A 26293-nucleotide genomic window follows, 5' to 3' on the forward strand; every position below is an offset into this window, starting at 1 on the left:
AGTGGCATGACAGAGGCGGTACTGCTCGTCGGCGGCAAGGGGACCCGGCTCCGGCCGCTCACCCTCAACACGCCGAAGCCGATGGTCCCGGCCGCCGGCGTGCCCTTCATCGCCCATCAGCTCGCCCGCGCCCGGGCCGCCGGCGTCCGCCACGTCGTCCTGGCCACCTCCTACCTCGCCGAGGTCTTCGAGCCCTACTTCGGCGACGGCTCCGCCCACGGCCTGCGCCTGACCTACGTCACCGAGAAGGAGCCGCTCGGCACCGGCGGCGCCATCCGCAGCGCGGCGGACGCCCTCACCACCGGCCCGGCCGGCCCCGTCCTCGTCTTCAACGGCGACATCCTCACCGGACTCGACATCAGAGGCCTGCTGCACCGCCACGAACGGGCGCGGGCCGACGTCACCCTGCACCTGACCAGGGTGGCCGACCCGAGGGCCTTCGGGCTCGTCCCCACGGACGCCGACGGGCGCGTCCTGGCCTTCACCGAGAAGCCCGGCCGCCCCGAGGAGATCGTCACCGACCAGATCAACGCGGGCGCCTACGTCTTCCGGCGCGACGTCATCGACACCATCCCCACCGGCCGCCAGGTCTCCGTCGAACGCGAGACCTTCCCCGGCCTGCTGGCCTCCGGCGCGCTGCTGCACGGCGTGGTCGACGCCTCGTACTGGCTCGATCTCGGCCGCCCCGCCTCCTTCGTGCAGGCGTCGGCCGACCTCGTCCGGGGCGTCGTCCGCTCGCCCGCCGTCCCCGGGGAGCCGGGTGAGCACCTGCTGCTGCCCGGCGCCCACGCCGCGCCCGGTGCCCGGCTGTCCGGCGGCACGGTCGTCGGCGCCGGCGCGTACGTCGCGGCGGGCGCCGAGGTCGACGGGTCCGTCGTCCTGGACGGCGCCCGCATCGAGGCCGGCGCCCGGATCCGCGCGAGCATGATCGGCCAGGGCGCCCGGGTCGGCCCGCGCACCGCCCTCGACGGCGTGGTGATCGGCGACCACGCGGAGGTCGGCGCCGACAACGAACTGCGCGACGGCGCCCGCATCTGGTGCGGCACGGTCATTCCCGACGCGGCCATCCGCTTCTCCGCCGCCTGACGCTCCCCTTTCCGCCTCTCCCGCTTGATGTTCCTCCCGCCTGATGTCCCTGGCGTCTTCCCCGCCACCCGACGAACCCGAGGACCAGCCCATGAGCGCACCCCGTACCCCCGCCCCGGCGCCCCCGCTGCCCGCGGAGTGGGGCCGCACCGCGACGACCGTCGTCATGCCCACGTACAACGAGGCGGCGAACCTCGCCACCATGGCCGAGGCGCTCATGGCCCTGCCCCTGGAGGGCCTGCGGCTGCTGGTCGTCGACGACAACAGCCCCGACGGCACCGGCGCGATCGCCGAACAACTGGCCGAGAAGTACAACGAGCCCGGACGCACCCGCATGGGCGTCCTGCACCGCACCACCAAGGACGGCCTCGGCCGTGCCTACGCCGCGGGCATGGCCCGGGCCGTCTCCGAGGGCGCCGCCTACGTCGTGCAGATGGACGCCGACGGCAGCCATCCCGCGGAGAAGGTCCCCGAACTGCTCGGGGTCGCCCTCGCGACCGGCGCGGACGTCGTCGTCGGCAGCCGGTACGTGCCCGGCGGCTCCCTCTCGGACGCCTGGAAAGTCCACCGCAAGCTGCTCTCCCGCTGGGCCAACGCCTACGCCAGCACCGTCCTGGGCACCCGCGTCCGGGACATCACCGGCGGCTTCAACCTGTGGTCCGCCGCCGCCATCAACGCCATCGATCTGGAGACCGTCGACAGCGCCGGCTACAGCTTCCAGGTGGAGATGAAGTACCGGGCGCTGAAGGCCGGGTACACCGTCATGGAGGTGCCGATCCACTTCGAGGACCGCACCGCCGGGGAGTCGAAGATGAACCTGGCCGTCCAGCTCGAATCGGTGGTCATGCCGTGGCGGCTGCGCACGAGGCCGGCCCGTGCTGCCGGTCGCCGCGCCCGCTGAACCGGCGGCCCCGCCCGGGGCCGCCCCGCAAGGCCGCCCGGCGGGCCTCCACCGGCCCGTCCCGGCCTGCGTCCTGCTGACGGCCGTCCTCCTGCTGCTCATGACCGTACGGCTGCCCTGGGCCGGGGACCTCGGGATGCACGCGGCCGTCCTCGAACGGCTGCGCGCCGATCTGCTCCACCCCGGCAACCCCCTGGTCGACGCCGCCACCCCGAGCCCGTACTACTCGCCCTGGGCGGTCCTGCTCGCGCTCACCGGATCGGCGACCGGCTGGGGGACCTTCACCGTGCTGCGCCTGGGCGCGCTCGCCGCCCTCGTGCTGCTCGGCACGGGCGTCCACGCCTTCGTCCGGACGTTCACCCGCAGCAGGGCGGCGGTGTCGCTGGCGGTGCTCTGCCTGCTCCTGCTGTACGGAGTGAGGCTTTTCGCGTGGAGCGGCGTCCTGGGCCTCACGTCGATGTCCCTCACTCTCGCCTACCCGAGCACGTTCGCCTTCGGACTGGCCTTCCATCTGTGGGCGCTGCTGCGGCGCGCCCTGGCCGCCGGCCGGGGGACCGCGGCCTTCCTGGGGCTCGGGCTGCTGCTCGCCGGGATCCTGCTCGTCCATCAGTTCACCGGCGCCGTCGCCGCGCTGGGCTGCGCCGCGATGCTCCTGGGCGCCCGGCCGTGGCCGGCGCGCGCGGTGCGGCTGCGGGTGGCCGCGGCGGGCGCCCTGGCCGCGGCCGTGCCCGCCTGCTGGCCGTACTACGCGTTCTACTCCCTGCTCGGCACGGGCAGCGGCCTGGACGACATCCACCGGCCGCTCTACGACCACCTCGCGACGAAGTTCTGCCTGACCGCGCTCGGCGCGGCCGCCCTGGTGCTGCGCGCGCGGCGCGACCGCCGCGACCCACTGGTGATCTTCTTCGTGCTGGGGCTCGCCGTCTTCGCCGCCGGAGGGCTGAGCGGGCATCAGGCGTGGGGCAGGATCCTGCCCGCCGTCCTCGTCCCGGCCCAGCTCGCGCTCGCCCTGGAGACGGCGGGCGGCGGGCGCCGGGCGCGGGCGGCCCTCGCCCCGCTGACCGCCGTCGCCCTCCTGGCCGGAGCCTGGACGCAGGCCGGGGTGCTCGGCTACGTCCTGCGGCCCCAGGCCGTCCCGCCCGTCCTGCGCCACATCCACACCGTCGCGCTCTGGCCACGGTTCACCTGGGCGGCGCGCGAAGTGCCCGCCGGGCAGACGGTGATGACCGACAACTACTACGCGCTGCGCATGCTCCCCGCGTACGGGCCGTACACCGTCGCCCCCGCCTATCCCGACGTCTTCCTCTCCGACGCGGCCCGCCGCCGCGCCGAGACCCGCCGCTTCTTCGCCCGGGACACCTCCCGGGCCGAGCGGCTCGGCATCCTCAAGGAGTACCGCGTGCGCTGGGTGCTGCAGCAGAACGGCGGCCCGGGCCTGGACCGGGACGATCCCGCCGTGCGCCGGACCGTCCGCGGCCCGGCCGGGTTCACCCTCTCGGAGGTTGCTCCGTGAGCGCCGGGCCGGGCGGGGGCGCCGACCTCTTCGGTCGCTGGCTGCGCGGGCGGGCGCCGTGGCCGGTGCTGCTCGCCGCGCTGCTGGTCCTCGCGCTGGACGTCGTGCGCGTGGTGCGGGGCCCCCGGACGCCGGGGATAGACAACGCCGTGGTGGTGCGGGCGGCGCATGCCCTGCTCGACGGGGGCTCGCCGTACGCGGACAAGCGCTTCCTCTACCTGCCGGGCGCCGTGTTCGCGGCGCTCCCGCAGACGCTGGTCGCCGGGGACGTACTGGCCACGGCGGTACCCGTGGCCGCCGCGCTGTTCGTCCTCGCCGGGGTGGTGCTCGCCCTGCGGGTCTTCGGGGTGCGGCCCGACAGCAGGCTCGCGGCGGGCGTCACCGCCGCGCTCGGCGTCTTCGAGCCCTTCCACGGCGTCGTCTACCTCGGCAACTGGACGGTCCTGTCGGCCGTCGCCTTCCCCGCCGCCCTCCTGCTCGCGCGCGACGGGCGCTGGTGCGCGGCCGGGGGAGTGGTGGGCGCGGCGCTGGCGCTGAAGCCGATGCTCGTGCCGCTGCTGCTGCTGTTCGTGCTGGCCCGGCGGTGGCGGGCGCTGGCCTGGGCCGTGGGCGTCCCCGCCGCGGTGTCCCTGGCGTCGGCGCTCGCGATGCCCCGCCCCGGGCTGTTCTTCACCCGGACGCTGCCGTTCCTGATGCGGGGCCAGGACGCGTACGCCCGTCCGTTCGACGCCGCCTGGCCGTCGGTGCTGCCACGCCTCGGGGTGCCGGAGCCGCTCGCGCTCGCCCTCGCGGCCGGCGCGGCGGTGGCGGTGCTGCTGTGCGCGCGGTGCCGGTGGCGGGCCGGCGGCGATCCGGCCCTGCGGCTGGTGGAGTGCGCGTCGCTGCTGATGCTCGCGGCGTTCCTGGTCTCGCGCCCCTCGTTCCAGCACTACATGCTCGTCGTCCTCCCCTCGCTCGCCGCGTCGCTGGTGGTGCGCGCCGCGGCGGCACGCTCGGTGTGGCTGTGGCTGCCCTTGCTCCCCGAGGCCGCCGGGGTGTCCTGGCCGTACCTGGACACGGCCCGGAGGCATGCCTTCCGCGATGTCGTCCTGATCGCCGGGGTGACCGCGGCCCTCGCCCTGCACGCCTGGCGCACCCGCTCGGCCCCCTCGCGGGAGGTGACTGTCAGTGCCCGCGCCTACGCTTTGGGTAATCGCGAATCCGTCCGTGCGGATGGCGGGCCGCCCGACCGTGCCCGCGATGCGCCGGACCGCACCGAGACGAGGTGACCGTGACCGCCGCACATCCCGCCCCCGGCCCTGATGTCAGTGTCGTCGTGATCGTCCACAACGACGCCGAACGCCTGCCGCGTGCCGTGCGGTCGGTCCTCGCCCAGTCCCTGCGCAACCTCGAAGTGATCATCGTCGACGACTGCTCGACGGACGGCACCTTCGCCGCCGCCGAGCGGCTGACCACCACCGACCCGCGGGTCCGGCTCATCCGGCTGCCCGTCAACAGCGGCGGCTGCGGCGCCCCGCGCAACGCCGGCATCGACGCTGCCCGCGCCCCCCGCCTCATGTTCCTCGACAGCGACGACGAACTGCCCTACCACGCCTGCAAGTCCCTGCTCCTCACCGCCGAGGAGACCGGCGCCGACCTCGTCACCGGCGAGGTCACCCGGCTCTTCGAGGAGTCCGGCACCACCGGCCTGTGGTACCCGGAGCTGTTCGAGGACGTCCGCGTCGTCCACGGCATCCGCTCCGCCCCCGAGTTCTTCCTCGACCACCTCTCCACCAACAAGCTCTACCGCGCGGACTTCCTCGCCCGCCACGCCCTCCGCTTCCCCGAGGACATGCACTACGAGGACCAGCTCTTCACCGCCCGCGCCCTCACCCTCGCCCGCACCTTCGCCGTCGTCCCCTGGCCCGTCTACACCTGGCGCCTCGCCGCCGACCCCGCCACCCTCTCCATCTCCTCCAGCCGCCACAAGCTGCGCAACGCCGTCGACCGCATCAAGGCCGCCCGGCTCATCGACGCCTTCCTGGAGGAGTCCGGCAACGCCGCCCTGCGGCCCGCCAAGGACGAGAAGTTCCTCCGCCACGACTTCCGCCTCTACCTCGGCGACCTGCCCTTCCGCGACCCCGAGTGGATCGCCGGCTTCGCCGCCGCCGTCACCCCCTACCTCGCGGAGATCGCCCCCGAGGCGCTCGCCGCCATGCCCCGCGAACAGCAGATCTGCCAGTTCCTGCTGTGCGCCGGGCGGCACGAGGAGGCCGCCGAGTGCGCCCGCACACTCGACCGACCCCGGCTCGCCCCCCGCCACGTCGTCCGCGAGGCCGGCCGCACGTACTGGGGCCCCGCCCTGCCGCGCGACGCCGAGGAGGCCGCCGGACTCGACATCACCTCCTGGCGCCTGGACGACCAGCCCTTCGCCGCCGGCCCCCTGCGCCACGAAGTGGCGGACATCGCCGCCGACGGCCCCCTGCTGCGGATCCGGCTGCACACCTACGACCCCGCCCTCCTGCTCACCGCACCGGGCCCGGTCACGGCCGAGCTGCGCATCGCCACCACCGGAGAGCCGCTCGCCGTGCCCTTCGCCTACGAGCCGGCCGCGCCCGGCGAGGACGGACGCCCCGCCCGCCGCACCGCCGAGGCCGTCCTCGACCCCCGCCGCATCCCCCTCGGCCCCAGGGGCTTCCGCGGGCGCCGCCACCCCGTCGTCGTCCTCGAACGCCTCGGCCTGACCCGCTCCGACCCGCTCCTGGCCCCCGCCGCCCTCACCTCGCTGCGGGCGAGGATCCCCCAGCGCGGACCCCTCGCCGCCCACACCGTGCGCCTGGCCTGCGAAGGACACGGCGCCGGCCGGCTGGAGCTGTCCTGGGAACGCGCCGGCGCCCTCGGCCGCGCCGAAGCCGCCGCCGGGCGGGCCGAGCCCGTCCGCCGCGGCCTCCAGCGGCTCACCCGCCGCGTCACCGGCCCCCGCCTCAAGGCCCTCACCTACCACGAACTGCAGAAGCTGCCCGTGGACGACGGCCTCGTCGTCTTCGAGGCCCTGGAAGGCCGCGGCTACGCCGACAGCCCCCGCGCCATCCACGAGGAGCTGCAGCGGCGCGGCCTGCCGCTGCGCGCCGTCTGGTCGTACGCCGGCAACCGCTCCTCCTACCCCGAAGGGGTGCCGCTCGTGCGCCGCGGCAGCTGGGAGTACGTCCACGCCCTCGCCCGCGCCCGCTACTGGGTCGACTCCCACGGCTTCCCCACGCTCTACGGGAAGCGGCCCGCCACCCGTTATCTGCAGACCTGGCACGGCCAGGCGTTCAAGCACATGGGCTTCGACGTGCCCGAGCTGCGGCTGGCGGGCGCCGAGCGGCAGCAGCGGCACCGCGAGACGATCGCCCGCTGGGACGCCCTCATCGCCCCCAGCGAGGAGTTCGAGCGCACCTTCGTCCGCGCCAACGCGTACGAGGGCGAGCTCCTGCGCACCGGCCTGCCCCGCAACGACGACCTCGTCCGCCGGGACGACCCCGCCCGCCGCGAGCGCGCAGCCGCCACCCGCGAGCGCCTGCAGATCCCCGACGGCCGCCGCGTCCTGCTGTACGCCCCCACGTTCCGCGACGGGGCGCGCGGCAGCGGCGACTCCGTCCGCGCCGACCTCGCCGAGCTCGTCCGCTTCCTCGGCGAGGACTGGACGATCGTCGTCCGCCCGCACTACTACGAGCGGTACACCGTCCCCCGCGAGCTCGGCCACGCGGTCCGCGACGGCCGGGAGTTCCCCGACCTCAACGACCTGCTGCTCGCCTCCGACGCCCTCCTCACGGACTACTCGTCCCTGATGTTCGACTACGCCAACCTCGGCCGGCCCATCCTGTTCTTCACCGACGACTACGAGCACTACCGCGCCACCGCCCGCGGCACGTACTACGACCTGACCGACATCGCCCCCGGCCCGATGCTCACCACGACCGGCGAGCTGATCGCCGCCCTGCGCGACCTGAAGGCCGTCCAGGAGGAGTGGGCCGGGGCCTACGCTCGCTTCCGGGAGCGCTTCAACCCCTACGAGACGGGGCGGTCGAGCGAGGCCGTGGTGGACCTCTTCTTCGGCGGCGCCGCCGGCCGGGCCGGTGCGGAAGGCGGTCCACGGTGAAGCGGCGCAACCTCTTCCTCGTCGGGATCGACGTCGACTCCATGGGCGGCTCGCAGCGCGTCCTGCACACCCTCGCCCAGGGCTTCGCGGAGCGCGGCCACCGCGTCGAGCTCATCGGCATCCGCCCCAGCCCCGAGCCCCACACCTACCTCGCCGCCCCCGTCTACCGGCACCTCACCCTCTACCGCACCCCCGCCCCGCCCGCCTGGCGGGCCGCCTCCTTCGCCGAGCGGCTGAGCCCCGCGCGGCTGAGGTCGGTGCGCGCCGAGCGGCAGGAGCGGGAGCGGGCCCGGCAGCGGCTGGCCCGCCGGTTCGGGGCCGTCCGCGACGGCCTGATCGTCATCGGCTCGCCCTGGGCGGCGGCTTGGCTGGAGCCCGTCGAGCGGTCCCACCTGCGGGGCATCGGGCAGTACCACGAGTCCTTCCACCAGGCGCGCACCTCCGAGAACCTCCAGCTGATCCTGCGTCACTACCCGGCTTTGGAGAAGGCGCTGTTCCTCAGCGAGCCGGACGCCGCCGAGTTCCGGCGGCGGCGCCTGCCCAACGCGGGCGTCCTGCCCAACCCGCTGCCCTTCGCTCCCGCGGAGCAGGCCGCCGCCCTGGACACCCGGCGCGTCGGTGCGGTCGGCCGGCTGGAAGCCGTCAAACGCCTCGACCGGCTGCTCGACGCCTTCGCCGAAGCGGGGGCCGGGCGGCCCGGGTGGGAGCTGCACCTCTTCGGCGACGGACCGCTGGAGCCGGAGCTGCGCGCCCGGGCCGAGCGGCTGGGCGTCGCCGGCCGCGTCCGCTTCCGCGGCAGCGTGCGGGACATGGCCGCGGCCTACGCCGAACTGTCCGTCGTCGCCCTCACCAGCGAGCGCGAGGGCCGCCCCATGGCTCTCGCCGAGGCGTCCGCGGCCGGGGTGCCTTGTGTGAGCTTCGACCTGTCGGGCGGCGTGCGCGAGCTTGTCCGCCACGGACGGACAGGCACGCTCGTGCCTCCCGGCGAGGTCGGGGCCTTTGCCGCGGCGCTCGGTGAGCTCATGGAGGACGGGGCGCTCCGTGAGCGGTACGGGGCCGCTGCGCGGGAGCATGTTGCGCCGTTGCGGTTGCCTGCGGTGCTGGATCGGTGGGAGGCGCTGTTCGAGGAGATCGATCGCTGACGGGGCGGCTGCGGCTGCGCCTGCGGCTCGGCGAAGCGAGATGAGGAGGGGGAGCGTGAGCATGGAGTGCGGCTGCGGGTTGTCCGTGGCTGAGCGCGCAGTTCCCCGCGCCCCTGTCGGGGCGCCGAGCGGTCTGCCGCGCATGCGGTCGGGCGGCTGCGGGCCGTGTGCGGCTGAGCGCGCAGTTCCTCGCGCCTTTGACGGGGCGTCCGGGGCTCTGCAGGGAGCGTGGTCCGGCGGCTGCGGGTCGTGTGTGGCCGAGCTCGCAGTTCCCCGCGCCCCTTTCGGTGTCGGGGCGCGGTGTCAGGGGTTATCCGCGTCTCGCCACCGCCCACGCCCCCCGTGCGCCCGACGCCAATCGGAGGGCCAGCGAGCCGTTCACCGTGGCGTAGGGGCGGGCCAGCAGCAGGCCGTGGCGCAGGCTCGGCAGGGCCGCGCGGTGCAGGCCGCGTCCCACGGCCCGCACGGTCGTGCGGAATGCCCCGCCCGCGCACTGCACTCGTACGCGCACGTCCCACGTCTGCGACGGAGCGGCGCCGTCGCGCCGGTCCCGTCCTGCGAGCACGGACAGCGGCAGGACGACGCGCGCGGTCCACGCCGCGCCCTCGTCCGTCAGCGGCACGGCCCGCCGCAGCACGGGCCCGCCGTCCCGGTGCCGGAGTTCGACCTCCGCGGCCTCCGGCCGGATCGTGGCGAGGCGCCCGTAGAGGTCGTGGACGCGCAGGCGCAGCCGGGCGCGGGCGCGGGCCGTGAGGCGCAGTTCGGCGTCCACGGTCACCGGAAGGTGGTGCGGTGGCACGGCCCCCGGCCCGAGGACGCCGTCCAGGGCCGCCCGGGGCAGGTCCGCGGACCAGACGGGCGCGGCGGCCGCGTCCTGCGCGTAGGGCGGCAGGAGCCGGGCGGGCCGGGCGGCGAGCTGGGCCAGCCGCTCCAGGTCGCGCGGGGCCTCCGCGGTCAGGACGACGCGGGCGATCCAGCGGGCCGGCGGCCGGGCCGCGCTCAGCTCGGCCTCGTCGAAGCCGGCGAGGTAGCCGCGGGTGACGCGCCACCAGGCGTGCCGGTAGCCCGCGCTGCGGGCGGGCAGTTCGCGGACGTACATCCGCAGGTCGTGGTCGAGGAACTTCACCCGTGCGGCGCGGGCCAGCGGCTTGCTGCCCGCGTCGAGGAAGACCTCGACGCTGCTCCGGTGCGCGGCCACGCGCGCCTGCCAGTTGGCGATGCGCTCGCGGTCCAGGGAGATCGAGGGCGCGGCGGCGTCGCGCCGCACGTGCCAGATGTAGACGGTGTCGGGCACCGTCGCCACGCGCGGCGCGGCCGCCATCACCCGGGCGGCGAAGACGAAGTCCTCGTAGATGAAGCGCCCTTCGGGGAAGGCGATGCCGTGCTCGGTGAGGAAGTCCCGCGCGTAGAGCTTGTTGACGCACAGGGTGTCGCGCAGGAGCGCCGGCCGGGCCTCGGGGCCGGAGTACACGGCGGGCCGCCGGTAGAGGGCGGGCTGCCAGCCGGTGTCGCGCCGCCGGGGGAGTTCGCGGCGCACGCACAGGCCGGCCGCCACGGGGGCGCGGTGGCGCAGGGCCGCGCCGAGGAGGGCGTCGACAGCACCCTCGGGCAGTGTGTCGTCGCTGTCGAGGAACATCACGTACGGCGCGGTGGCGGCCCGTACGCCGTCGTTGCGGGGGGTCCCGCAGCCGCCGCTGTTGGCCGCCCGGTGGACGACCCGCAGGCGCGGGTCGGTGTCGGCCAGCTCGTCGAGGATCGCTGCGGTGCCGTCCGTGGAGGCGTCGTCGACGGCGATGACCTCGGCGACGGCGGGTCCCTGGGCGAGCGCGGAGCGGACGGCGTCGCGGATGTGGGCGGCGTCGTTGAATCCGATGACGATGACGCCGACCTGCGCGGCGGGCAGGGTTCCGCTCCCGTTCACTGTCACGAAAGACAGTTTTACCGATGAATGCGTATAAAGCGGTGCATTGGGAAGTCCGGGTGTGGCCGGGTGTCCGGGTCCGTCAGGGCCGGGGAGGGGACGGAGCGATGGGGCTGACAGAGCTGGAGCCGCCCGGGGCCGCCGTGCCGGAGACCGCGGCGCAGCCCCCTCCGGTCCGCGCCCGCCCCACGCGCGGCGCCGTCCTCGCCGTGGCCGTCCCCGCCGCCGTCATGCTCGTCCTCGGGCTGTGGGGGCTGGACCGGGGGACGATGTGGCGGGACGAGAGCGCCACGTTCCAGGTGGCGCGCCGGTCCCTGCCGGAGATGTGGCACGTGCTGGGCACGATCGACGCCGTGCACGGCCTGTACTACCTGCTGATGCACGCCGTCCTCGCCGTGCGCCCCGACGAAATAGCGCTGCGGCTGCCGTCCGTCGCCGCGTCCGCCGCCACCGCCGCGCTCGTCGGCGCCCTGGGCTGCCGGCTCGCCCGGCCCCGCGTCGGCCTGTGGGCCGGGCTCCTCTACGCCGCCACCCCGTTCGCCGGCCACTACGCGCAGGAGGGCCGCTCGTACGCCCTCGTCGCGGCGGGCGCCGCGCTCGGCACCTGGCTGCTGGTCCGCGCCGCCGAGCACGGCTCGTACGGGCGGTGGGCCGGCTACGGCGCGGTGATGGCCGGCACGGCGCTCCTGCACGAGTTCGCGGTCCTGCTCCTCGCGGCGCACGCCGTGACCCTGCTGCTCTCCCGGGCGCCGTGGCGGACCTGGCGGCGCTGGGGGTGCGCCGCGGGGGCCGCCTGCCTGCTGCTGATACCGCTGGTCGTCGTCTCCCGCGGGCAGAGCGCGCAGGTCTCCTGGATCCGCACCCCGGGGCTCCCCGAGGCCGAGGCGCTGGTGAAGGCGTTCGCCGGTCCGGAGCAACCCGTGCTGGGCGTGGTGCTCGTCCTGGCGGTGGTCGCCGTCCTCGCCCCGGCGCTCGGCCGACGGTGGGCGGCGCAATCGCCCCCGCCTCGCCGCGGCGCCCTCGGCCTCACCGCGGTCGCCCTGCCGTGGGCGCTCGTCCCGCCCGTCCTGCTCTACACCGCTGCCCGGTACCAGCCGCTGTTCCTCGACCGCTATCTGCTGTTCTGCCTGGCCGGGGTGCCCCTGCTCGCCGCGGCCGGCGCGGAGCGGATCCTGGGCCTCGTGCCGTGGCGGCGGACGGTGACGGCGCTCGGTGCCGCGGCCGTGCTGGCCGCCTTCGCCGTGCAGCTGCCGCTGCACGAGCGCGAGCGCCTGCCCACCAGCCGCGGTGACGAGCTGGCCCCGGTCGCCTCGGCGGCCGGCCGGCTGGCGAGACCGGGGGACGCGGTGCTGTTCCTGCCGCAGTACGAGCGGCGCGTGGCCCTCGCCTATCCCCGCGACTTCACCGGCCTGCACGACCTCACCCTCAAGAGGTCACCGGCCGCGTCCGGCACGCTCTTCGGCGAGGAGGTCACCACCGCCGCGCTGCGCGACCGGCTGGCCCGGCTGCCGTCGGGGAGCCGGGTGTGGGTCGTGGGGGACACCAACACCGTCGGCACCCGGTGGTTCCGGGCCCAGCGGGCCGAGTCCGCGAAGGCCGGCGCCTTGGAGGCGTTCTGCCGGGAGGAGAGGGAGGCGGCGGTGTTCGTCCGCGGCGGATCGGTCTCGCTGTACGTCCGGCGTTAGACATGGCCGGCGGACCGGCGGTCCGCCGGCCGCGGAGGCCCGGCATTCCGCCGGACCCCTTGCCGGGGGTCACCGCAGCGCGGCCGCCCGGCGGTGCCGGGCCGCCCGCGCCGTCACCCCGCTGAAGAACCGCGGGGCGCAAGCGCGGGACTTCCCCCGCCCCGCGCAGCGGACCGTCACTTCACCGCCCCCGCCATCACCCCGCTCACGAACTGCCGCTGGAAGGCGAAGAACACCGCGAGCGGCACGGCCATCGACAGGAACGCGCCCGAGGCGAGGATGTCGATGTTGTCGCCGAACTGCCGCACCTGCTGCTGCAGGGCGACCGTGACCGGCGGGTGCCCGCTGTCCGCGAAGATCAGCGCGATCAGCATGTCGTTCCACACCCACAGAAACTGGAAGATCCCCAGCGAGGCGATGGCCGGCCCGCCCAGCGGCAGCACCACCCGCAGGAACAGCCGCAGTTCGCCCGCGCCGTCCAGCCGGGCGGCCTCCAGCAGCTCGCGGGGGATCTCCGCGAAGAAGTTCCGCAGCAGGAAGACCGCGAAGGGCAGGCCGAAGGCCGTGTGGAAGAGCACCACGCCGGGCGTGCTCTCGAAGATGCCGAGGGTGTTGAAGAGCTTCGCCACCGGGATCAGCGCCACCTGCACCGGCACCACCAGCAGCCCCACCACGGCCATGAACCACCAGTCGCGGCCCGGGAAGTCGAGCCAGGCGAACGCGTAGCCGGCGAGGGCGCCGACGAGGATCACCAGCACCGTCGCCGGCACGGTGATGAGGGCCGTGGTGCCGAGGGACTCCATCACCGTGTCGTTGTGGAAGAGCTTGCTGTAGCTGTCGGTGGTCAGCTGCGCCGGGTGGGCGAAGACCTGCCACCAGCCCGACGCCGCGATGTCCCGCTTGTCCCGCAGCGACGACAGCAGCAGCCCCACCGTCGGCGTCAGCCAGAACAGCCCGACGGCGACGAGGAAGAGCCGCACCGCCCCGCCGCCCAGCCGCGCGGCGATCCGCGCGGGAAGCGACTGCCTGGCCCGTACGGCCGTGTCCAGCGTGGTCATCCCTGCCGCCCCCTCGTGGTCATCGGCGCCGCCCCCTCGGGATCACTGCTGCGGCCCCTGTCGTCGCGGCCCTCGGGATCACCGCTCGCAGCCGCCCCCGCCGCAGCCGCAGCCGTCCCCGCCGCGGCCGCCCCCGTCATCGCCGCCGCTCCCTTCGGATCCGCCGGAGGTTGACGTACATCACCGGCAGGACGAGCACCAGCAGGAAGACCGCGATCGCGCTGCCCACACCCTGGTTGACGTCCGTGCCGAAGGATGACTGGTACAGCTGCAGGGCCAGCACGTTCGCCTTGTCCAGACTCGCCCCCGGCGCGATGATGTAGACGAGGTCGAAGATCTTCAGCACGTTGATCATCAGCGTGATCAGCACGACGGCGAGCACCGGCGCCAGCAGCGGCACCGTCACCCTGCGGAAGACCTGCCACTCGTTCGCACCGTCGACCCGCGCCGCCTCCAGCAGCTCCCGCGGCACGCTCGCGAGCCCCGCCGCGATCAGCACCATCGCGAAGCCCGCCCACATCCAGATGTACGCGGCGATGATGGCCGGGGTGACGAGCGAGGGGCCCAGCCAGTCGATGCCGTTGTAGGGCGCGGCGAAGTTCGAGGCGGGCAGGCGCAGCTGGGCGCCGTCCGCCGCGCCGGGCAGGGTGAAGGTGCCGTCGGCGGCCGAGGTGGCCGAGGCGACGGTCCGGCCGTCCTTGACCGCCTCCACCGTCACGCCCTCCAGGGCCTGCTCGCCCTGGTCGATCTTCCCCGGAGTGCCGGCGCCGCCGCGCGTGAAGTCCCGCCACACCGTGCCGGTGACCTTCCCGGCGACGTCCCGCGCGGGAATGGCGTCCTTGGCGCCCTTCATGTCCGCGGGCTTGGCGCCCACCAGCGGCAGGGCGGTCGCGCTGCCGGCCCTCACCACCGCCCTGGTCGTGAAAGCGCCGTGGCTCTCCGTCAGCGGCTCGCCGCCCCTGGGGTGCGCGCCGGGGAAGGGTGCGGGTGGCGAGAACGTGTCGTGGACGCCCACCCACACCGCGTTCGCCACGCCGCGGTCGGGGTTCTGCTCGTACACCAGCCGGAAGATGATGCCCGAGGCCAGCATCGAGATCGCCATCGGCATGAAGACGACGAGCTTGAACGCCGTGCCCCAGCGCACCCGTTCGGTGAGCACCGCGAAGACCAGGCCGAGGGCGGTGGCCACCGACGGCGCCACGACCACCCAGATGACGTTGTTCTTCAGCGCCGTACGGATCCGGGCGTCCGTGAACACCTCGTGGTAGTTGTCCACGCCCACGAACCCGTTGCCGCTCGCGTCGAAGAGGCTGCGCCACACGGAGTAGCCGATGGGGTAGAGGACGAGCGCGCCGAGCAGCGCCAGCGCGGGCAGCAGGAAGAGGGCGGCCACCCACAGGCGGGTGCCCTGCATGCTCTTGGACTTCTTCGCGGTGGGGCGGGGCGGCCCGGAGGCCGCAGCGCCGCCCGCGGTCGCGGTCGACATCGTGCGGTCCTCCCGTCAGCTCTTGAACGCCTTGGCCGCGTCGGACTCCAGCTTCTGCTGGGTGCCCGCCACGTCACCGGGGTTCTTCAGGAAATCCTGGAGGTGCTTCCACTCGCCCTGGCCCGGCTTGCCGCCGAAGGAGGCGGGCGCCAGGTCCGACATGTCGAAGCGGAAGCCGTCGCCCGCCGCCACCACGGCCCCGGCGATGGACCGGAGCACCTCGTCGGGGTAGGCGGCGAGGTCCAGGTTCTTGTTCGCGGACAGGAATCCGCCCTGCCCGGCCCACACCCGGGCCGCGTCGGGCGAGGCGAGGAAGGCCAGCAGGGCCTGCGCCGCCGGGCCGTCCTTCAGCGCCACCCCCACGTCGCCGCCGGTCACCACCGGCGCCTTCGCCCCCACCGCGGGGAAGGGGAAGACCTTGGCCTCCTTGCCGATCCGCGCCCCCGCCCCGATGACGTTGGCCGCCGCGAAGTCGCCCTCGAAGACCATGGCGGCCTTCGGCTCCTCCCCTCCGGTGAACGTCTGAGTGACCGAGGTGGGGAACTGCGTCTGCAGCGCGCCCCCGTTGCCGTCCGCCAGCAGGCCCTTCCCGCCGAAGAGCCGCCCGAGCGCCGTCAGGGCGTCCTTCACGGACGGGTCCGTCCACGGGATCCGGTGCTGCGCCAGCTGGTCGTACTTCTCGGGGCCCGCCTGGGAGAGGTAGACGTTCTCGAACCAGTCCGTGAGCGTCCAGCCGTCCGCCCCGCCCACCGAGACCGCCGGGATGCCGTAGTCGGTGATCAGCTGCGCGGTGCTCAGGAACTCCGGCCAGGTCTTCGGCTCCTTCGCCCCGGCCCCCTCGAAGACCCCGGTGTTGTACCAGACCAGGGACTTGTTGCTGACCTTGAAGTAGACGCCGTAGCGCTTGCCCTCGTACGAGCCGAGGTCCTGCCAGCCCTTGGTGAAGTTCTTGTCCAGCTCGGCCGCCGCCTCGGTGCCCAGCGGCTTGAGCCAGCCCTTCTGCGCGAACTCCCGCAATGCTCCCGGCTGCTGCAGCATCGCCACGTCCGGGGGGTCGCCGCCCGCGATCTTCGAGCCGACGAACGCGGACATGTCGTCCCCGCTGGGCACGTAGGCCACCTCGGCGCCCGTCCGCCGCGAGAACTCCTCCAGGACCTTCGTGAAGCCCTTCTGCTCGGCGCCCGTCCAGACCGCCGTCACCTTCAGCTTCTGCCCGTCGAGCTTCGGGAGCCGCACCGTCTGCCGGATCGTGTCCGACCCGCCCTTGCCGCCGCCCGGCGGGCCGCCGTCGTCCCCGCCGTCACCGCATCCCGCGGCCGATAAGGCCAGGGCCCCGGCCGCGAGGAGCGCCAGAGCGCTGCGCGCCCCGCGCACCGAACGAAGCGAAGTCCGCATTGCCGCCCCTCCCGTACGAGCTCCCCGCCGGCGGCCGCCGCACGTCGGCCCCCGCATCCGCGCCCGCCTCCCGTGCGACAGTCCTACGCCCGCCCGGGAGCCGCCGCAATACCGCCATCGGGCACAATTCACCGATCGTGACCGGGCTGTGATGCGCCGTCACCTGCGCGGGACGCGGAGCCTGCGGGCCGCGGACCGCGTCAGAGCAGCGGTGGCGCGGCCTCCGCCCCCGCCGACTGCGCGGCGCGCTGCAGGGCGCTCGCGAGCAGCGCCAGGTCCGTCGGACCGTTGCCCAGCTCGCGCACCGGGCGCCGGGTCGGCGGATCGCCCATGCGCTGCCAGTCAATGGCCACGACCGTCGGGCGCAGCGTCGCCGTCCGCGGGATGCGGCCCGTCACCCGGCCCGCCTGGAACGGCGTCGTCGCGTCGTCGTCCGGCCGCATCAGCCGGCCGCGGCCCGGAGCCGGCTCGCCCGCGCCGCTCCCGTCGCCCGGCGTGCCGTCCGCCGACGGCGGGGCGATCTCCAGCGTCGCGCGCAGCCCGGCCCGCTCGACCGCCGCCGTGTCGGCCGTACGGTCCGGACGGCCGGACGCCGCCACCAGGTGCACGCCGAGCCGCTCGCCGTCGCGGGCCACGGCCTCCAGCGCCCGGACCACCGAACCCGCCGACGGCCGGCCCGTACTGCCCAGCGCCGGGGCCACCAGCGCGTCGAAGTCGTCCACCAGGACCACCAGGCGCGGCAGCGCCGTCCGGGCCGTGAGCGACGGACCGTCCTTCTGCGTCCGCAGCTTGAGCGTCCCCGTCGGTACGGACTCCAGGTCGCCCGAGCCGTCCGCCGCCCGCCGCGGCGCGACCACCTGCGCGGCGGACGCGGCCGCACGCTGGGTGTGCCACGCCGTGAAGTCCAGCCTGCCCAGCAGCTCCGCGCGCCGCTTCAGCTCCGAGGTGAGCGCCTGGGCGAACTCCCGCATCCGCACCGGGTCCGCGGCCGCCAGATACGTCGACACGTGCGGCAGGTCCGTGCACAGCCGCAGCCCCTCGCCGCGCTCCGCGCCCGCCCCGTCCACCAGCACCAGCGAGAGCCGGTCGGGCCGGTCCGCCGCCGCCAGCGACGCGGCGAGCGAGCGCAGCAGCTCCGTCTTGCCGCTGCCCGCGCAGCCCTCCACCAGCAGGTGCGGGCCGTCCGCCGCCAGGTCCACGGCCAGCGGCCCGTGCGGGCCCGCGCCCAGCACCGCCACCGCCCGGCCGCCCGGGCGCGAACCGCGGTCCGTGGCCGCCGCCCAGCGGGCCGTCAGCGACGCCGGAGTGGCCCTGGCCAGACCCAGCTCGTCCAGCAGGCGCGCACTGCGCGGCAGCGCCGCCGCCACGCGCGCGGCCGCCCCGCCCGCCACACCGTCGGCCATCCGCAGCGGCGCCAGCGCCCGCGCGAACCGCTCGGCCCACGCGCGCGACACCGCGTCCACGGCCGCGATCACAGCAGGCCCGGACGGCGCCTCGGCCTCGGCCCGGGCGTCGTGCTGCGCCGCGGCGTGCTGCACCGGTGCGCGGTGGATCACCTGCACCACCGTGGCCACATCACCGCTCAGCAGCGCCACCGCGCCGCAGTACGGGAACGCCGGAGCCGCCGCACGGGCCGTCGCCAGCGTCGACACCACCGGCGACGCCGGCGTGGTCGCCGGCGCGTCCGCCAGGCACACGAGGTGGATGCCCGCCGCGGGGCCGCCCACCGTCAGCCGGGACACCGTCTCCCGCAACTCCGCCGAACCGGGATCGCCGTCCACGATCACCACCGTGTACGGACCGGAGTGGCGCTCCGCCGCTGCCGCCACCGCCGCCGGGGCCGCCGCCGCCCAGTGCGGGCCCAGCGGGCCCTCGTCCAGCCGCCGCACCAGCTCCGCCGTGCGCGCCGCGGCCTGCTCGCGGTCGTACGCGACCAGCAGCCGGCAGTCCTGCCCGCGCACCGGACGCAGCTGCGGCAGCCAGCCCAGCCACGACCACTCCGCCAGGCGCTCCTCGATCGGGCGCGCCCGGTCCGCACTGATCAGCACGAACTCCAGGGACGCCGGGGCGTGCAGCGCCGCCAGCTGCGCCAGCACGGAGCGCGCCAGGGCCGACAGCCGCCCCCGCGGGCCCGCGAGCCCCAGCGAACCGGCCTCGCGCAGCGCGACCGTCACCGGCACCGACGGCAGCAGCGCGCCGCTCCCGGGCGCATGCCGGTCCGCCGTGCCCAGCCGTACGGTCAGCAGGTCCGGGTGGCCCGGGCCGCGCTCCCACAGCCGGGGGCCGGGGCCGAGCGCGGTGAGCAGCGTCTCCGCGGGGTCGGGCCAGCGCTCGCGCAGCGCGGCGGCCTCGGCGCGGGCCTGCTCCTCGGCGCCCGCGTCGTCCTGCGGGCCGCCCCACGCGTCACCGTCGGCGCCCCGGCCGCCCCGCCCCCCGGTGAGCCGCCGGGCCCACGCGCCTATGCCCCGGCCCCGGGTCCGCTTGCCGTTTTCGCCGGTGGGAGGCTCGGGAGTGCCGGACTGTCCGGTTCCGGCGGTGCCGAGGGGGCTGTTGCCGTAGCCGTCCTGGCCGGCGACGCCCGGCTGCCCGCTTCGGCCGGGCCGGCCGGCGTCGCCGGACAGTCTGGAGTGAGAGGTATCGCCGGGTCTGCCGGTGGGACCGCTTCCGTTTCCGTACGGGGTGCCGGTACGGTCTCCGCCCTGCGGCGGCAGGTGCCCGCCCTGGGCGTGGTGGCTCGCCTCGGCGGCGTCGCCCGGCTGGGCGGGCGGGCCGGCGTGGCCGGTGCCGCCGGGACGCCCGGGGTGTCCGTACTGGCTGTCCGGGCCGGCGTCGCCCGGTACGCCCGGGTACGCGCGCTGCCCGAAGCCGCCGGCGTACGGATCGGCGCTGCTGTCCTGTGCGGGCCCGTGGCCGTGTCCGGCCCGGCCGCTGCCGAAGCCGCTGGGCTGCGTCGCCGTGCCGGCCCCGTTCTCGGGCCCGTACGGATCGGCGCTGCTGTCCTGTGCGGGTCCGTGGTTCTGTCCGGCCCGGCCGCCGCGGAAGCCGCCGGGCCGCCCCGCCGCGTCGGCCCCGTTCCCCGGCCCGTACGGGTCCGCGCCGCTGTTCCGTGCGGGCCCGTTGTTCTGTCCGGGCAGGCTCCCGCCGAAGCCGGGCGCGCCGGGCTGACCCGTACGCCCTGCCGCACCGGCTCCGCCGCCCGCACCGTGCGCGTCCTGGCCGTCGCCCTGGGCCGGTCCGTGGCCGTGTCCGGGCAGGGTCCTGCTGAAGCCGCCGGGCTGCCCCGCCGCGGCGGCCCCGTTCCCCGGCCCGTACGGACCGGCGCCGTAGTCCTGTCCGGACCGGTCGCCGCCGAACCCGCCTGCCTGACCCGTACGGCCCGCTGCGCCCGCCCCGTACGGGTCCGCGCCGGTGTCCGGGGCCTGTCCGTGGTTCACGGGTCCGCCGAAGCCGGCGGCCTGGTCCGCACGGCCCGCCGGTCCCATTCCGTTTGCTGTCCCGCGCGGGGGCGTGGCCCCGTCCTGGGGCGGCGTTCCGGCCGGGCCCGGCTGGGCCGGTACGCGGACCGACAGGGCGCCGGGGCCCGCGTCCCGCAGGGGGAAGCCGCGGCCGCCGTGCGTCACCGTGTCCCCGGAGCCGGAGCCGGAGCCGGAGCCGGAGCCGGAGCGGGCTGTTCCGCCGCCCGTTCCGCCGAAGCCCGTGCCGGCCGTCGGGCCCGCCGAGCCCGTCACACCCGCCGGCGCGCCCAGCCACGCGCCGCGCACCGGCGGGGCGACCGCGCCCGCCGGGGACGCCCCGGGGACGCTGCCGCCCACGCGCAGGTGGCCCTCGCCGTCGGGCGCGGCCGGCAGGACGCGCGGGGAGGAGTCGTCCGCGGCGTGCAGGCTCAGCACCGACTCGCCCACGCGCAGCAGCTCCCCGGCGGGAAGCCGCACCGGCTCCGCGCCGACCGGCTCGCCCGCGAGCACGGTCCCGTTCGTGGAGCCCAGGTCCCGCAGGGTGATCGTGCCGTCGTCGTGGAGGACGACCGCGCAGTGCAGCCGGGAGACGTCGGGGTCGTCCAGCGGGATGTCCGCCGTCGCGGAGCGCCCCACGTGCACCTCGCCGCCGTGCAGCAGGTGCACGCCGCCCGCGTCCGGACCGGAGACGACGTGGAGCCGCGCGGCGGCCTCCGGCACGCCGGACATGAGCACGCCGGCGTGCCGCTCGGGGTCGGCCGGGGCGGACAGGGACAGGACGGCGCCGTCGATCAGCGGGGGCTCGCCCAGCGCGCTGCGCTGCGGGTCGAGCCGCTCGGCCCCGGCGTAGACGACGACGGCCCCGGTGCCGAGGTCGCAGCCGGCCGCCGCCGCGGCGGCGGCGAGGCCGCTGGTCACCCCGGCCAGGGCCGTCCCCGCGGGGGCGGTCACCAGCACGTCGCAGGCGCAGGTCGCCGCGGGCACGGCGGGCGCAGTGGAGTGGTGGCCGCTGAGCGGCCCGAGGACGGTCAGCCTGATCTGCATCGCCGTCAACGGTCCCTTCTGCCCCGGTGCACGTACAGGTCACCACGGCGCGCGGAACGTACCGGAAGCACCGGCCCCGCCCCTCCGCATCGTGCTGCGAGCATCCTCGCACCTGCCGGGGACGACGCGCCCGGCGACGGCCAATTCGTGATCTTGAACGACCGCGGGAGGGTGGGAAGAAAGCGGAAGGTGATCGAATCGTGCCGAGGTCACCTCATGATCCGTTCGACATCGATCCGTAACGGGTCCGCTTTCGAACAGGTCGTACAGATTTTCTTTCGCCTCGGGACTCGCTCGGAACGCGCCCGGGACACGCTCGGGACACGCTCGGGAATGGTCCGCGGACCGGCCGCGGACCGGTCCCGTACCGGCTCCGCATCAGCCGCGGAGCCCCCGCCGCGGGCTTCCGCGGACGCCGCGTGCGCATCCCTCGCGCGCCTTCCGCGCGCCGCGCGGCAACCAACGGCCCGCGACCCGCGTCTTCCTTCCAGCCCCGCGGATTCGGCAAACCGGAGGTCCGTAGGACGGCACTACAGTGGGCGGAAGGCCGGGCACGAAAGAGGCCATCGCAAAGAATGACGACGATGACGACCAGGGAGCGCATGACGTGCGGCCGGTAGGCAGCAAGTACCTGCTTGAAGAGGTGCTCGGGCGCGGCGCGACCGGCACCGTCTGGCGAGCGCGCCAGCGGGAGGCCGCGGGCGCCGAGGCGGCCGTGTCCGGCCGGCCCGGCGAGACCGTCGCGATCAAGGTGCTCAAGGAGGAGCTGGCCAGCGACGCGGACGTCGTGATGCGCTTCCTGCGCGAGCGCTCCGTCCTCCTCCGGCTCACGCACCCCAACATCGTGCGCACCCGCGACCTCGTCGTCGAAGGCGACCTGCTCGCCCTGGTCATGGACCTCGTCGACGGCCCGGACCTGCACCACTACCTGCGCGACAACGGCCCCTTCACGCCGGTCGCCGCCGCCCTCCTCACCGCCCAGATCGCCGACGCGCTCGCCGTCAGCCACGCCGACGGCATCGTCCACCGGGACCTCAAGCCCGCCAACGTGCTCCTGCGGAGCGACGGCGGCCAGATGCACCCGATGCTCACCGACTTCGGCATCGCGCGCCTCGCGGACTCCCCGGGCCTGACCCGTACCCACGAGTTCGTCGGCACGCCCGCCTACGTCGCGCCCGAGTCCGCCGAGGGCCGCCCGCAGACCTCCGCCGTCGACATCTACGGCGCCGGCATCCTGCTCTACGAGCTGGTCACCGGCCGCCCGCCGTTCGCCGGTGCGACCGCCCTCGAAGTGCTCCACCAGCACCTCAGCTCCGAGCCGCGCCGCCCCACCACCGTCCCGGAGCCCCTGTGGACGGTCATCGAGCGCTGCCTGCGCAAGCGGCCCGAGGAGCGTCCCAGCGCGGAGAACCTCGCCCGGGCGCTGCGCGTCGTCGCCGCGGGCGTCGGCGTGCACGCCTCCCCGGCGCAGGCCGAGGCCGCCCTCGGGGTCGCCGGGCTGCTCGCGCCCGACCCGGAGCCGGCCGTCGTGCCCGGCACGGGCCAGGGCGTCGGCCCCGGCCACGGCTCCGGGGGTGGCGACGCCGACCCCACCCAGGTGCTGCCGTCGACGGCCGGCTCGCCGGGCTCCTACGACCCGAACGGCGCCACCAGCCTCCTGCCGAACGCCTCTGCCGGAGGCCATGGCCCCGGCGCGGGCCCCGATGCCGACGCCACGCGCGTCATGCCGGCCGGCCCCGGCGGCTCCGCCGACCCGACCCGCGCCATGCCGCCCGTACCGCCGCTGCCTCCGGAGGGCGACGGCGCGCACCCCTGGCAGACCCAGCTCCGCGCGGCGCGCGACCGCAACGACCAGACTCAGGTCCAGTACCTCGACCCGAGCGAGGACCCGCTGCGCCGCCGCCCCCAGCGGCGGCCCGGGCAGCCGCAGCCTCAGCCGCAGCAGCCGCCGCAGGGCTATGGCGGTCAGCAGGGCTACGGCGGTCAGCAGGGGTACCAGCAGCAGGGCTACGGGCAGCAGTACGCGCCTCAGCAGCACCAGGGGCACCAGCCGCCGCCCCCGCAGCACTACACGGCACCGCCCCAGTCGTACGCCCCGCAGCAGCCGCAGCCCGCGCCGCCGTCCCGCAGACAGCAGCGCCGCCAGGAGCCGCGCTACCAGCAGCCTCCGGCGCCGCAGCCGTACGCTCCGGAGCCGCCGGCTCCGCGCCGTGAGCCGCGGCCGCCGCGGCAGCGCAGCGCGAACCCGATGCGGATCCCCGGGCTCGGCTGCCTCAAGGGCTGCCTCTTCATGATCGTTATTCTGATCATCGGCGCCTGGCTCGTCTGGGAGTTCACTCCCTTGAAGGACTGGGTCGCCGACGGCAAGAGCTTCTGGGACGCGGCCTGGGACTGGATCACGGACGTCAAGGACTGGATCTCCGGCCTCGCCTCGAACTCCTCCTCGGGCAAATGACCAGGTAATCGATTTGTCGACACCCGGGGGGCGTTTTACGCCTCCGGGGTGAGCGTTGGCAGTAGCTTGGTCGCCAGCGCGCCTGTCGGAGACGAGGAGTCGGGGAACAGTCTTGGCACGGAAGATCGGTAGCCGGTACACCGCCCACCAGGTCCTCGGCCGTGGCAGCGCCGGCACGGTGTGGCTCGGCGAGGGGCCCGAGGGCCCGGTCGCCATCAAGCTCCTGCGCGAGGATCTCGCCTCCGACCAGGAGCTCGTCGGCCGGTTCGTCCAGGAGCGCGCCGCGCTCCTCGGTCTCGACCACCCGAACGTCGTCGGGGTCCGCGACCTCGTCGTCGACGGCGCCGACCTCGCCCTGGTCATGGACCTGATCCGGGGCACGGACCTGCGCACCCGCCTCGACCGCGAGCGGCGGCTCGCGCCCGAGGCCGCGGTCGCCATCGTCGCCGATGTCGCCGACGGGCTCGCCGCCGCGCACGCGGCCGGGATCGTCCACCGCGACGTGAAGCCCGAGAACGTCCTCCTCGACATGCAGGGCCCGCTCGGCCCCGGCGGCGCGCACCCCGCGCTGCTCTCCGACTTCGGCATCGCCCGCCTCGTGGACGCCCCCCGGCCCGCCCGGGAAGGCGGCCGCGGGACCGGCCCCCGCAGCGTCATCGGCACGCCCGACTACCTCGCCCCCGAGATCATCGAGGGGCTGCCGCCGCGGGCCTCCGTCGACGTCTACGCCCTCGCCACCGTCCTCTACGAGCTGCTGGCCGGCTTCACGCCCTTCGGCGGCGGGCACCCCGGCGCCGTGCTGCGGCGGCACGTCACCGAGACCGTCGCGCCGCTGCCCGGCATCCCCGACGAGCTGTGGCAGCTCGTCGTCCAGTGCCTGGCCAAGGGGCCCGCCTCCCGGCTGCGCGCCTCCGAGCTCGCCGCGCGCCTGCGGGAGCTGCTGCCCGGGCTCGCCGGGATACCGCCCCTCGACATCGACGAGCCCGACGACGGCGCGGACGCCGACGACGACGGCCCCGCCGCCCCCGCGGACGGGGCCGGCGTGCCCGCCGCCGCGCGCCGGCGGGGCGTCGTCCCGCTCGTGCCGGGCGCCGTCCCGGACTCCAGCCGGGACACCCACACCAGCATGCGCGTGCCCACGCCCGCCGAGCTCGCCGGCGGCGCCCACGGCACGGCCCGCGCGCCCCGCGCCGCCGGCCAGCGCCGCGCCGGCTCCGCCCGCCACCGCTCCCCGGCCGAACAGCGCCGCCGCCGCATCCGCCTCGGCGCGGCCGCGGTCGCCCTGGCGGCCGCCGCGGGCGTGGGCGGCTGGTTCGCCACGACGGACCACGACCCCGCCGACGCCAAACCGGGCATCCACCACCCGGACCCCCAACGCTGACAGCCCGCGCACTGCGGGGGCACCTCTGCCGGCCAGGGCCTTTGGACCGCCGCGGCGGGAGCGAGGCGGCGCTCGGCGCCGAAGGAACGGGGGAGGCCCCCGGCGGGGCGCCCTCGTCGGACAAGGTGGACGGGCCCACCTTGGATCCGCCGCCGTGGCGCTCGGCTTCCGTGGTGGTGTTCGGCGGTGCCGGATCGTCCCCGGCCTGGTGCCGGCTGGGCGCCGCCGGTCTGCGACGCGGTGGCTGATCGCCGCCGCGGCGGGAGTGGAGGTGCGAGGAGGCCTCCGTCTGCGAGGTGCGGGGCCGTCCCTGTCGGTCAAGGTGGACGGGCCCACCTTGGATCCGCCGCCGTGGCGCTCGGCTCCCGTGGTGGTGTTCGGCGGTGCCGGACTGTCCCCGGCCTGGTGCCGGCTGGGCATCGCCGGTCTGCGACGCGGTGGCTGATCGCCGCCGCGGCGGGAGTAGAGGCGCGGGGCCGGAGGCCCCTCCGGGGCCTTGGGGGTCGGGAAGCGCGGCGCAGCCGTTAGGCTGGGTGCGTGGCAGTCGTTGATGTATCCGAAGAGCTGAAGTCCCTCTCCTCGACCATGGGGTCGATCGAGGCCGTCCTGGACCTCGACAGGATGAGGGCCGACATCGCCGTGCTCGAGGAGCAGGCGGCCGCCCCGTCCCTGTGGGACGACCCGGAGGCGGCGCAGAAGATCACGAGTCAGCTGTCGCACCTCCAGGCGGAGCTGCGCAAGACCGAAGCCCTCCGCGGCCGCATCGACGACCTCGGGGTGCTCTTCGAGCTCGCCGAGGCCGAGGACGACGCCGACGCCCTCGCCGAGGCCGAGGCCGAGCTCATCTCCGTCCGCAAGGCGCTGGACGAGATGGAGGTCCGCACCCTCCTCTCCGGCGAGTACGACTCCCGCGAGGCCCTCGTCAACATCCGCGCCGAGGCCGGCGGCGTCGACGCCTCCGACTTCGCCGAGCGCCTGCAGCGCATGTACCTGCGCTGGGCCGAGCGCCACGGCTACAAGACCGAGATCTACGAGACGTCCTACGCCGAAGAGGCCGGCATCAAGTCGACCACCTTCGCCGTGCAGGTCCCGTACGCCTACGGCACCCTCTCCGTCGAGCAGGGCACGCACCGCCTCGTGCGCATCTCGCCCTTCGACAACCAGGGCCGCCGCCAGACGTCCTTCGCCGGCGTCGAGGTGCTCCCGGTCGTCGAGCAGACCGACCACGTCGAGATCGACGAGTCCGACCTCCGCGTCGACGTCTACCGCTCCTCCGGCCCCGGCGGCCAGGGCGTCAACACCACGGACTCCGCGGTGCGCCTGACCCACCTCCCGACCGGCATCGTCGTCTCCTGCCAGAACGAGCGCTCGCAGATCCAGAACAAGGCGACCGCCATGAACGTCCTCCAGGCCAAGCTCCTTGAGCGTCAGCGCCAGGAGGAGCGCGCCAAGATGGACGCCCTCAAGGGCGACGGCGGCAGCTCCTGGGGCAACCAGATGCGTTCGTACGTCCTGCACCCGTACCAGATGGTCAAGGATCTCCGTACGGAGTTCGAGGTCGGCAACCCCCAGTCCGTGCTCGACGGTGAGATCGACGGCTTCCTGGAGGCCGGCATCCGCTGGCGCAAGCAGCAGGAGAAGTAGCCCCAAG

At 75.5% G+C, this 26293-nt stretch carries 15 protein-coding genes; 10 read left to right on the forward strand and 5 right to left on the reverse strand.

Annotation, left to right across the window (positions count from 1 at the left end):
* The first annotated feature begins 6 nt into the window (after nt 1-6).
* The 6 genes from manB (at nt 7) to IF61_RS0127665 (ending at nt 8762) form a co-directional block, all read left to right on the forward strand.
* Nucleotides 7-1086: a mannose-1-phosphate guanylyltransferase gene (manB, locus tag IF61_RS0127640; RefSeq protein WP_030369256.1), complete on the forward strand. Its 1080-nt coding sequence runs from the start codon at nt 7-9 to the stop codon at nt 1084-1086.
* Between the two features lie 91 nt (nt 1087-1177).
* Nucleotides 1178-1987 carry a polyprenol monophosphomannose synthase gene (locus IF61_RS0127645; RefSeq protein WP_043191032.1) on the forward strand — a complete coding sequence of 270 codons (810 nt, stop codon included), beginning with the start codon at nt 1178-1180 and terminating at the stop codon, nt 1985-1987.
* Nucleotides 1988-2087: 100 nt separating this feature from the next.
* On the forward strand, nt 2088-3500 hold the full coding sequence (locus IF61_RS0127650; protein ID WP_107043150.1) for a hypothetical protein: 1413 nt from the start codon (nt 2088-2090) through the stop codon (nt 3498-3500).
* Nucleotides 3497-4768, forward strand: a complete 1272-nt coding sequence (locus IF61_RS0127655; RefSeq protein WP_052393111.1) for a glycosyltransferase family 87 protein — start codon at nt 3497-3499, stop codon at nt 4766-4768. Before IF61_RS0127650 ends, IF61_RS0127655 begins: the two co-directional genes overlap by 4 nt.
* 2 nt (nt 4769-4770) lie before the next feature.
* On the forward strand, nt 4771-7620 hold the full coding sequence (locus IF61_RS0127660; RefSeq protein WP_030369260.1) for a bifunctional glycosyltransferase/CDP-glycerol:glycerophosphate glycerophosphotransferase: 2850 nt from the start codon (nt 4771-4773) through the stop codon (nt 7618-7620).
* Nucleotides 7617-8762 (forward strand): glycosyltransferase, encoded by a 1146-nt coding sequence (locus IF61_RS0127665; protein WP_030369261.1) that lies wholly within the window; start codon nt 7617-7619, stop codon nt 8760-8762. The genes IF61_RS0127660 and IF61_RS0127665 overlap by 4 nt, the downstream gene beginning before the upstream one ends.
* Before the next feature lie 310 nt (nt 8763-9072).
* Here IF61_RS0127665 and IF61_RS0127670 read toward each other — a convergent pair whose 3' ends face one another.
* Nucleotides 9073-10689 carry a glycosyltransferase family 2 protein gene (locus tag IF61_RS0127670; RefSeq protein ID WP_245684646.1) on the reverse strand — a complete coding sequence of 539 codons (1617 nt, stop codon included), beginning with the start codon at nt 10687-10689 and terminating at the stop codon, nt 9073-9075.
* Between the two features lie 101 nt (nt 10690-10790).
* On the opposite strand from IF61_RS0127670, the gene IF61_RS0127675 reads away from it, so the two are divergent.
* Nucleotides 10791-12368 carry a glycosyltransferase family 39 protein gene (locus tag IF61_RS0127675; RefSeq protein ID WP_157848697.1) on the forward strand — a complete coding sequence of 526 codons (1578 nt, stop codon included), beginning with the start codon at nt 10791-10793 and terminating at the stop codon, nt 12366-12368.
* A 176-nt stretch (nt 12369-12544) separates the two neighbouring features.
* Here IF61_RS0127675 and IF61_RS0127680 read toward each other — a convergent pair whose 3' ends face one another.
* From IF61_RS0127680 to IF61_RS0127695, 4 genes are all read right to left on the reverse strand, one after another.
* The gene (locus IF61_RS0127680; RefSeq protein WP_030369264.1) at nt 12545-13426 is read right to left on the reverse strand and encodes a carbohydrate ABC transporter permease; all 882 of its coding nucleotides are present in this window, start codon (nt 13424-13426) and stop codon (nt 12545-12547) included.
* Nucleotides 13427-13562: 136 nt separating this feature from the next.
* A complete protein-coding gene (locus IF61_RS0127685) occupies nt 13563-14912 on the reverse strand; it encodes a carbohydrate ABC transporter permease (protein WP_030369265.1) in 1350 nt (449 codons plus the stop codon).
* 15 nt (nt 14913-14927) lie between these two features.
* Entirely contained in the window at nt 14928-16307 is a 1380-nt protein-coding gene (locus IF61_RS0127690; RefSeq protein WP_030369266.1) for an ABC transporter substrate-binding protein, read from the reverse strand.
* A 200-nt stretch (nt 16308-16507) separates the two neighbouring features.
* Entirely contained in the window at nt 16508-20806 is a 4299-nt protein-coding gene (locus IF61_RS0127695) for an FtsK/SpoIIIE domain-containing protein (RefSeq protein WP_030369267.1), read from the reverse strand.
* A 607-nt stretch (nt 20807-21413) separates the two neighbouring features.
* Between IF61_RS0127695 and IF61_RS0127700 the strand changes: the two genes are divergently transcribed.
* The 3 genes from IF61_RS0127700 (at nt 21414) to prfB (ending at nt 26286) form a co-directional block, all read left to right on the forward strand.
* Nucleotides 21414-23261, forward strand: coding sequence for a serine/threonine-protein kinase (locus tag IF61_RS0127700; protein WP_030369268.1), 1848 nt, complete (start codon nt 21414-21416; stop codon nt 23259-23261).
* Between the two features lie 112 nt (nt 23262-23373).
* A complete protein-coding gene (locus IF61_RS0127705; RefSeq protein ID WP_030369269.1) occupies nt 23374-24642 on the forward strand; it encodes a serine/threonine-protein kinase in 1269 nt (422 codons plus the stop codon).
* A gap of 537 nt (nt 24643-25179) precedes the next feature.
* Entirely contained in the window at nt 25180-26286 is a 1107-nt protein-coding gene (prfB, locus tag IF61_RS0127710; protein ID WP_030369270.1) for a peptide chain release factor 2, read from the forward strand.
* The last annotated feature ends 7 nt before the right edge of the window (nt 26287-26293 follow it).

The sequence above is a fragment of the Streptomyces roseoverticillatus genome (assembly GCF_000719265.1).
GTDB lineage: Bacteria > Actinomycetota > Actinomycetes > Streptomycetales > Streptomycetaceae > Streptomyces > Streptomyces roseoverticillatus.

Bases quoted from the DNA above. Each gene is read 5' to 3' on its own strand.
- manB (WP_030369256.1), top strand. From the start codon at position 7: ATGACAGAGGCGGTACTGCTCGTCGGCGGCAAGGGGACCCGGCTCCGG.
- IF61_RS0127645 (WP_043191032.1), top strand. From the start codon at position 1,178: ATGAGCGCACCCCGTACCCCCGCCCCGGCGCCCCCGCTGCCCGCGGAG.
- IF61_RS0127650 (WP_107043150.1), top strand. From the start codon at position 2,088: ATGACCGTACGGCTGCCCTGGGCCGGGGACCTCGGGATGCACGCGGCC.
- IF61_RS0127675 (WP_157848697.1), top strand. From the start codon at position 10,791: ATGGGGCTGACAGAGCTGGAGCCGCCCGGGGCCGCCGTGCCGGAGACC.
- IF61_RS0127680 (WP_030369264.1), bottom strand. From the start codon at position 13,426: ATGACCACGCTGGACACGGCCGTACGGGCCAGGCAGTCGCTTCCCGCG.
- IF61_RS0127685 (WP_030369265.1), bottom strand. From the start codon at position 14,912: ATGTCGACCGCGACCGCGGGCGGCGCTGCGGCCTCCGGGCCGCCCCGC.
- IF61_RS0127690 (WP_030369266.1), bottom strand. From the start codon at position 16,307: ATGCGGACTTCGCTTCGTTCGGTGCGCGGGGCGCGCAGCGCTCTGGCG.
- IF61_RS0127695 (WP_030369267.1), bottom strand. From the start codon at position 20,806: ATGCAGATCAGGCTGACCGTCCTCGGGCCGCTCAGCGGCCACCACTCC.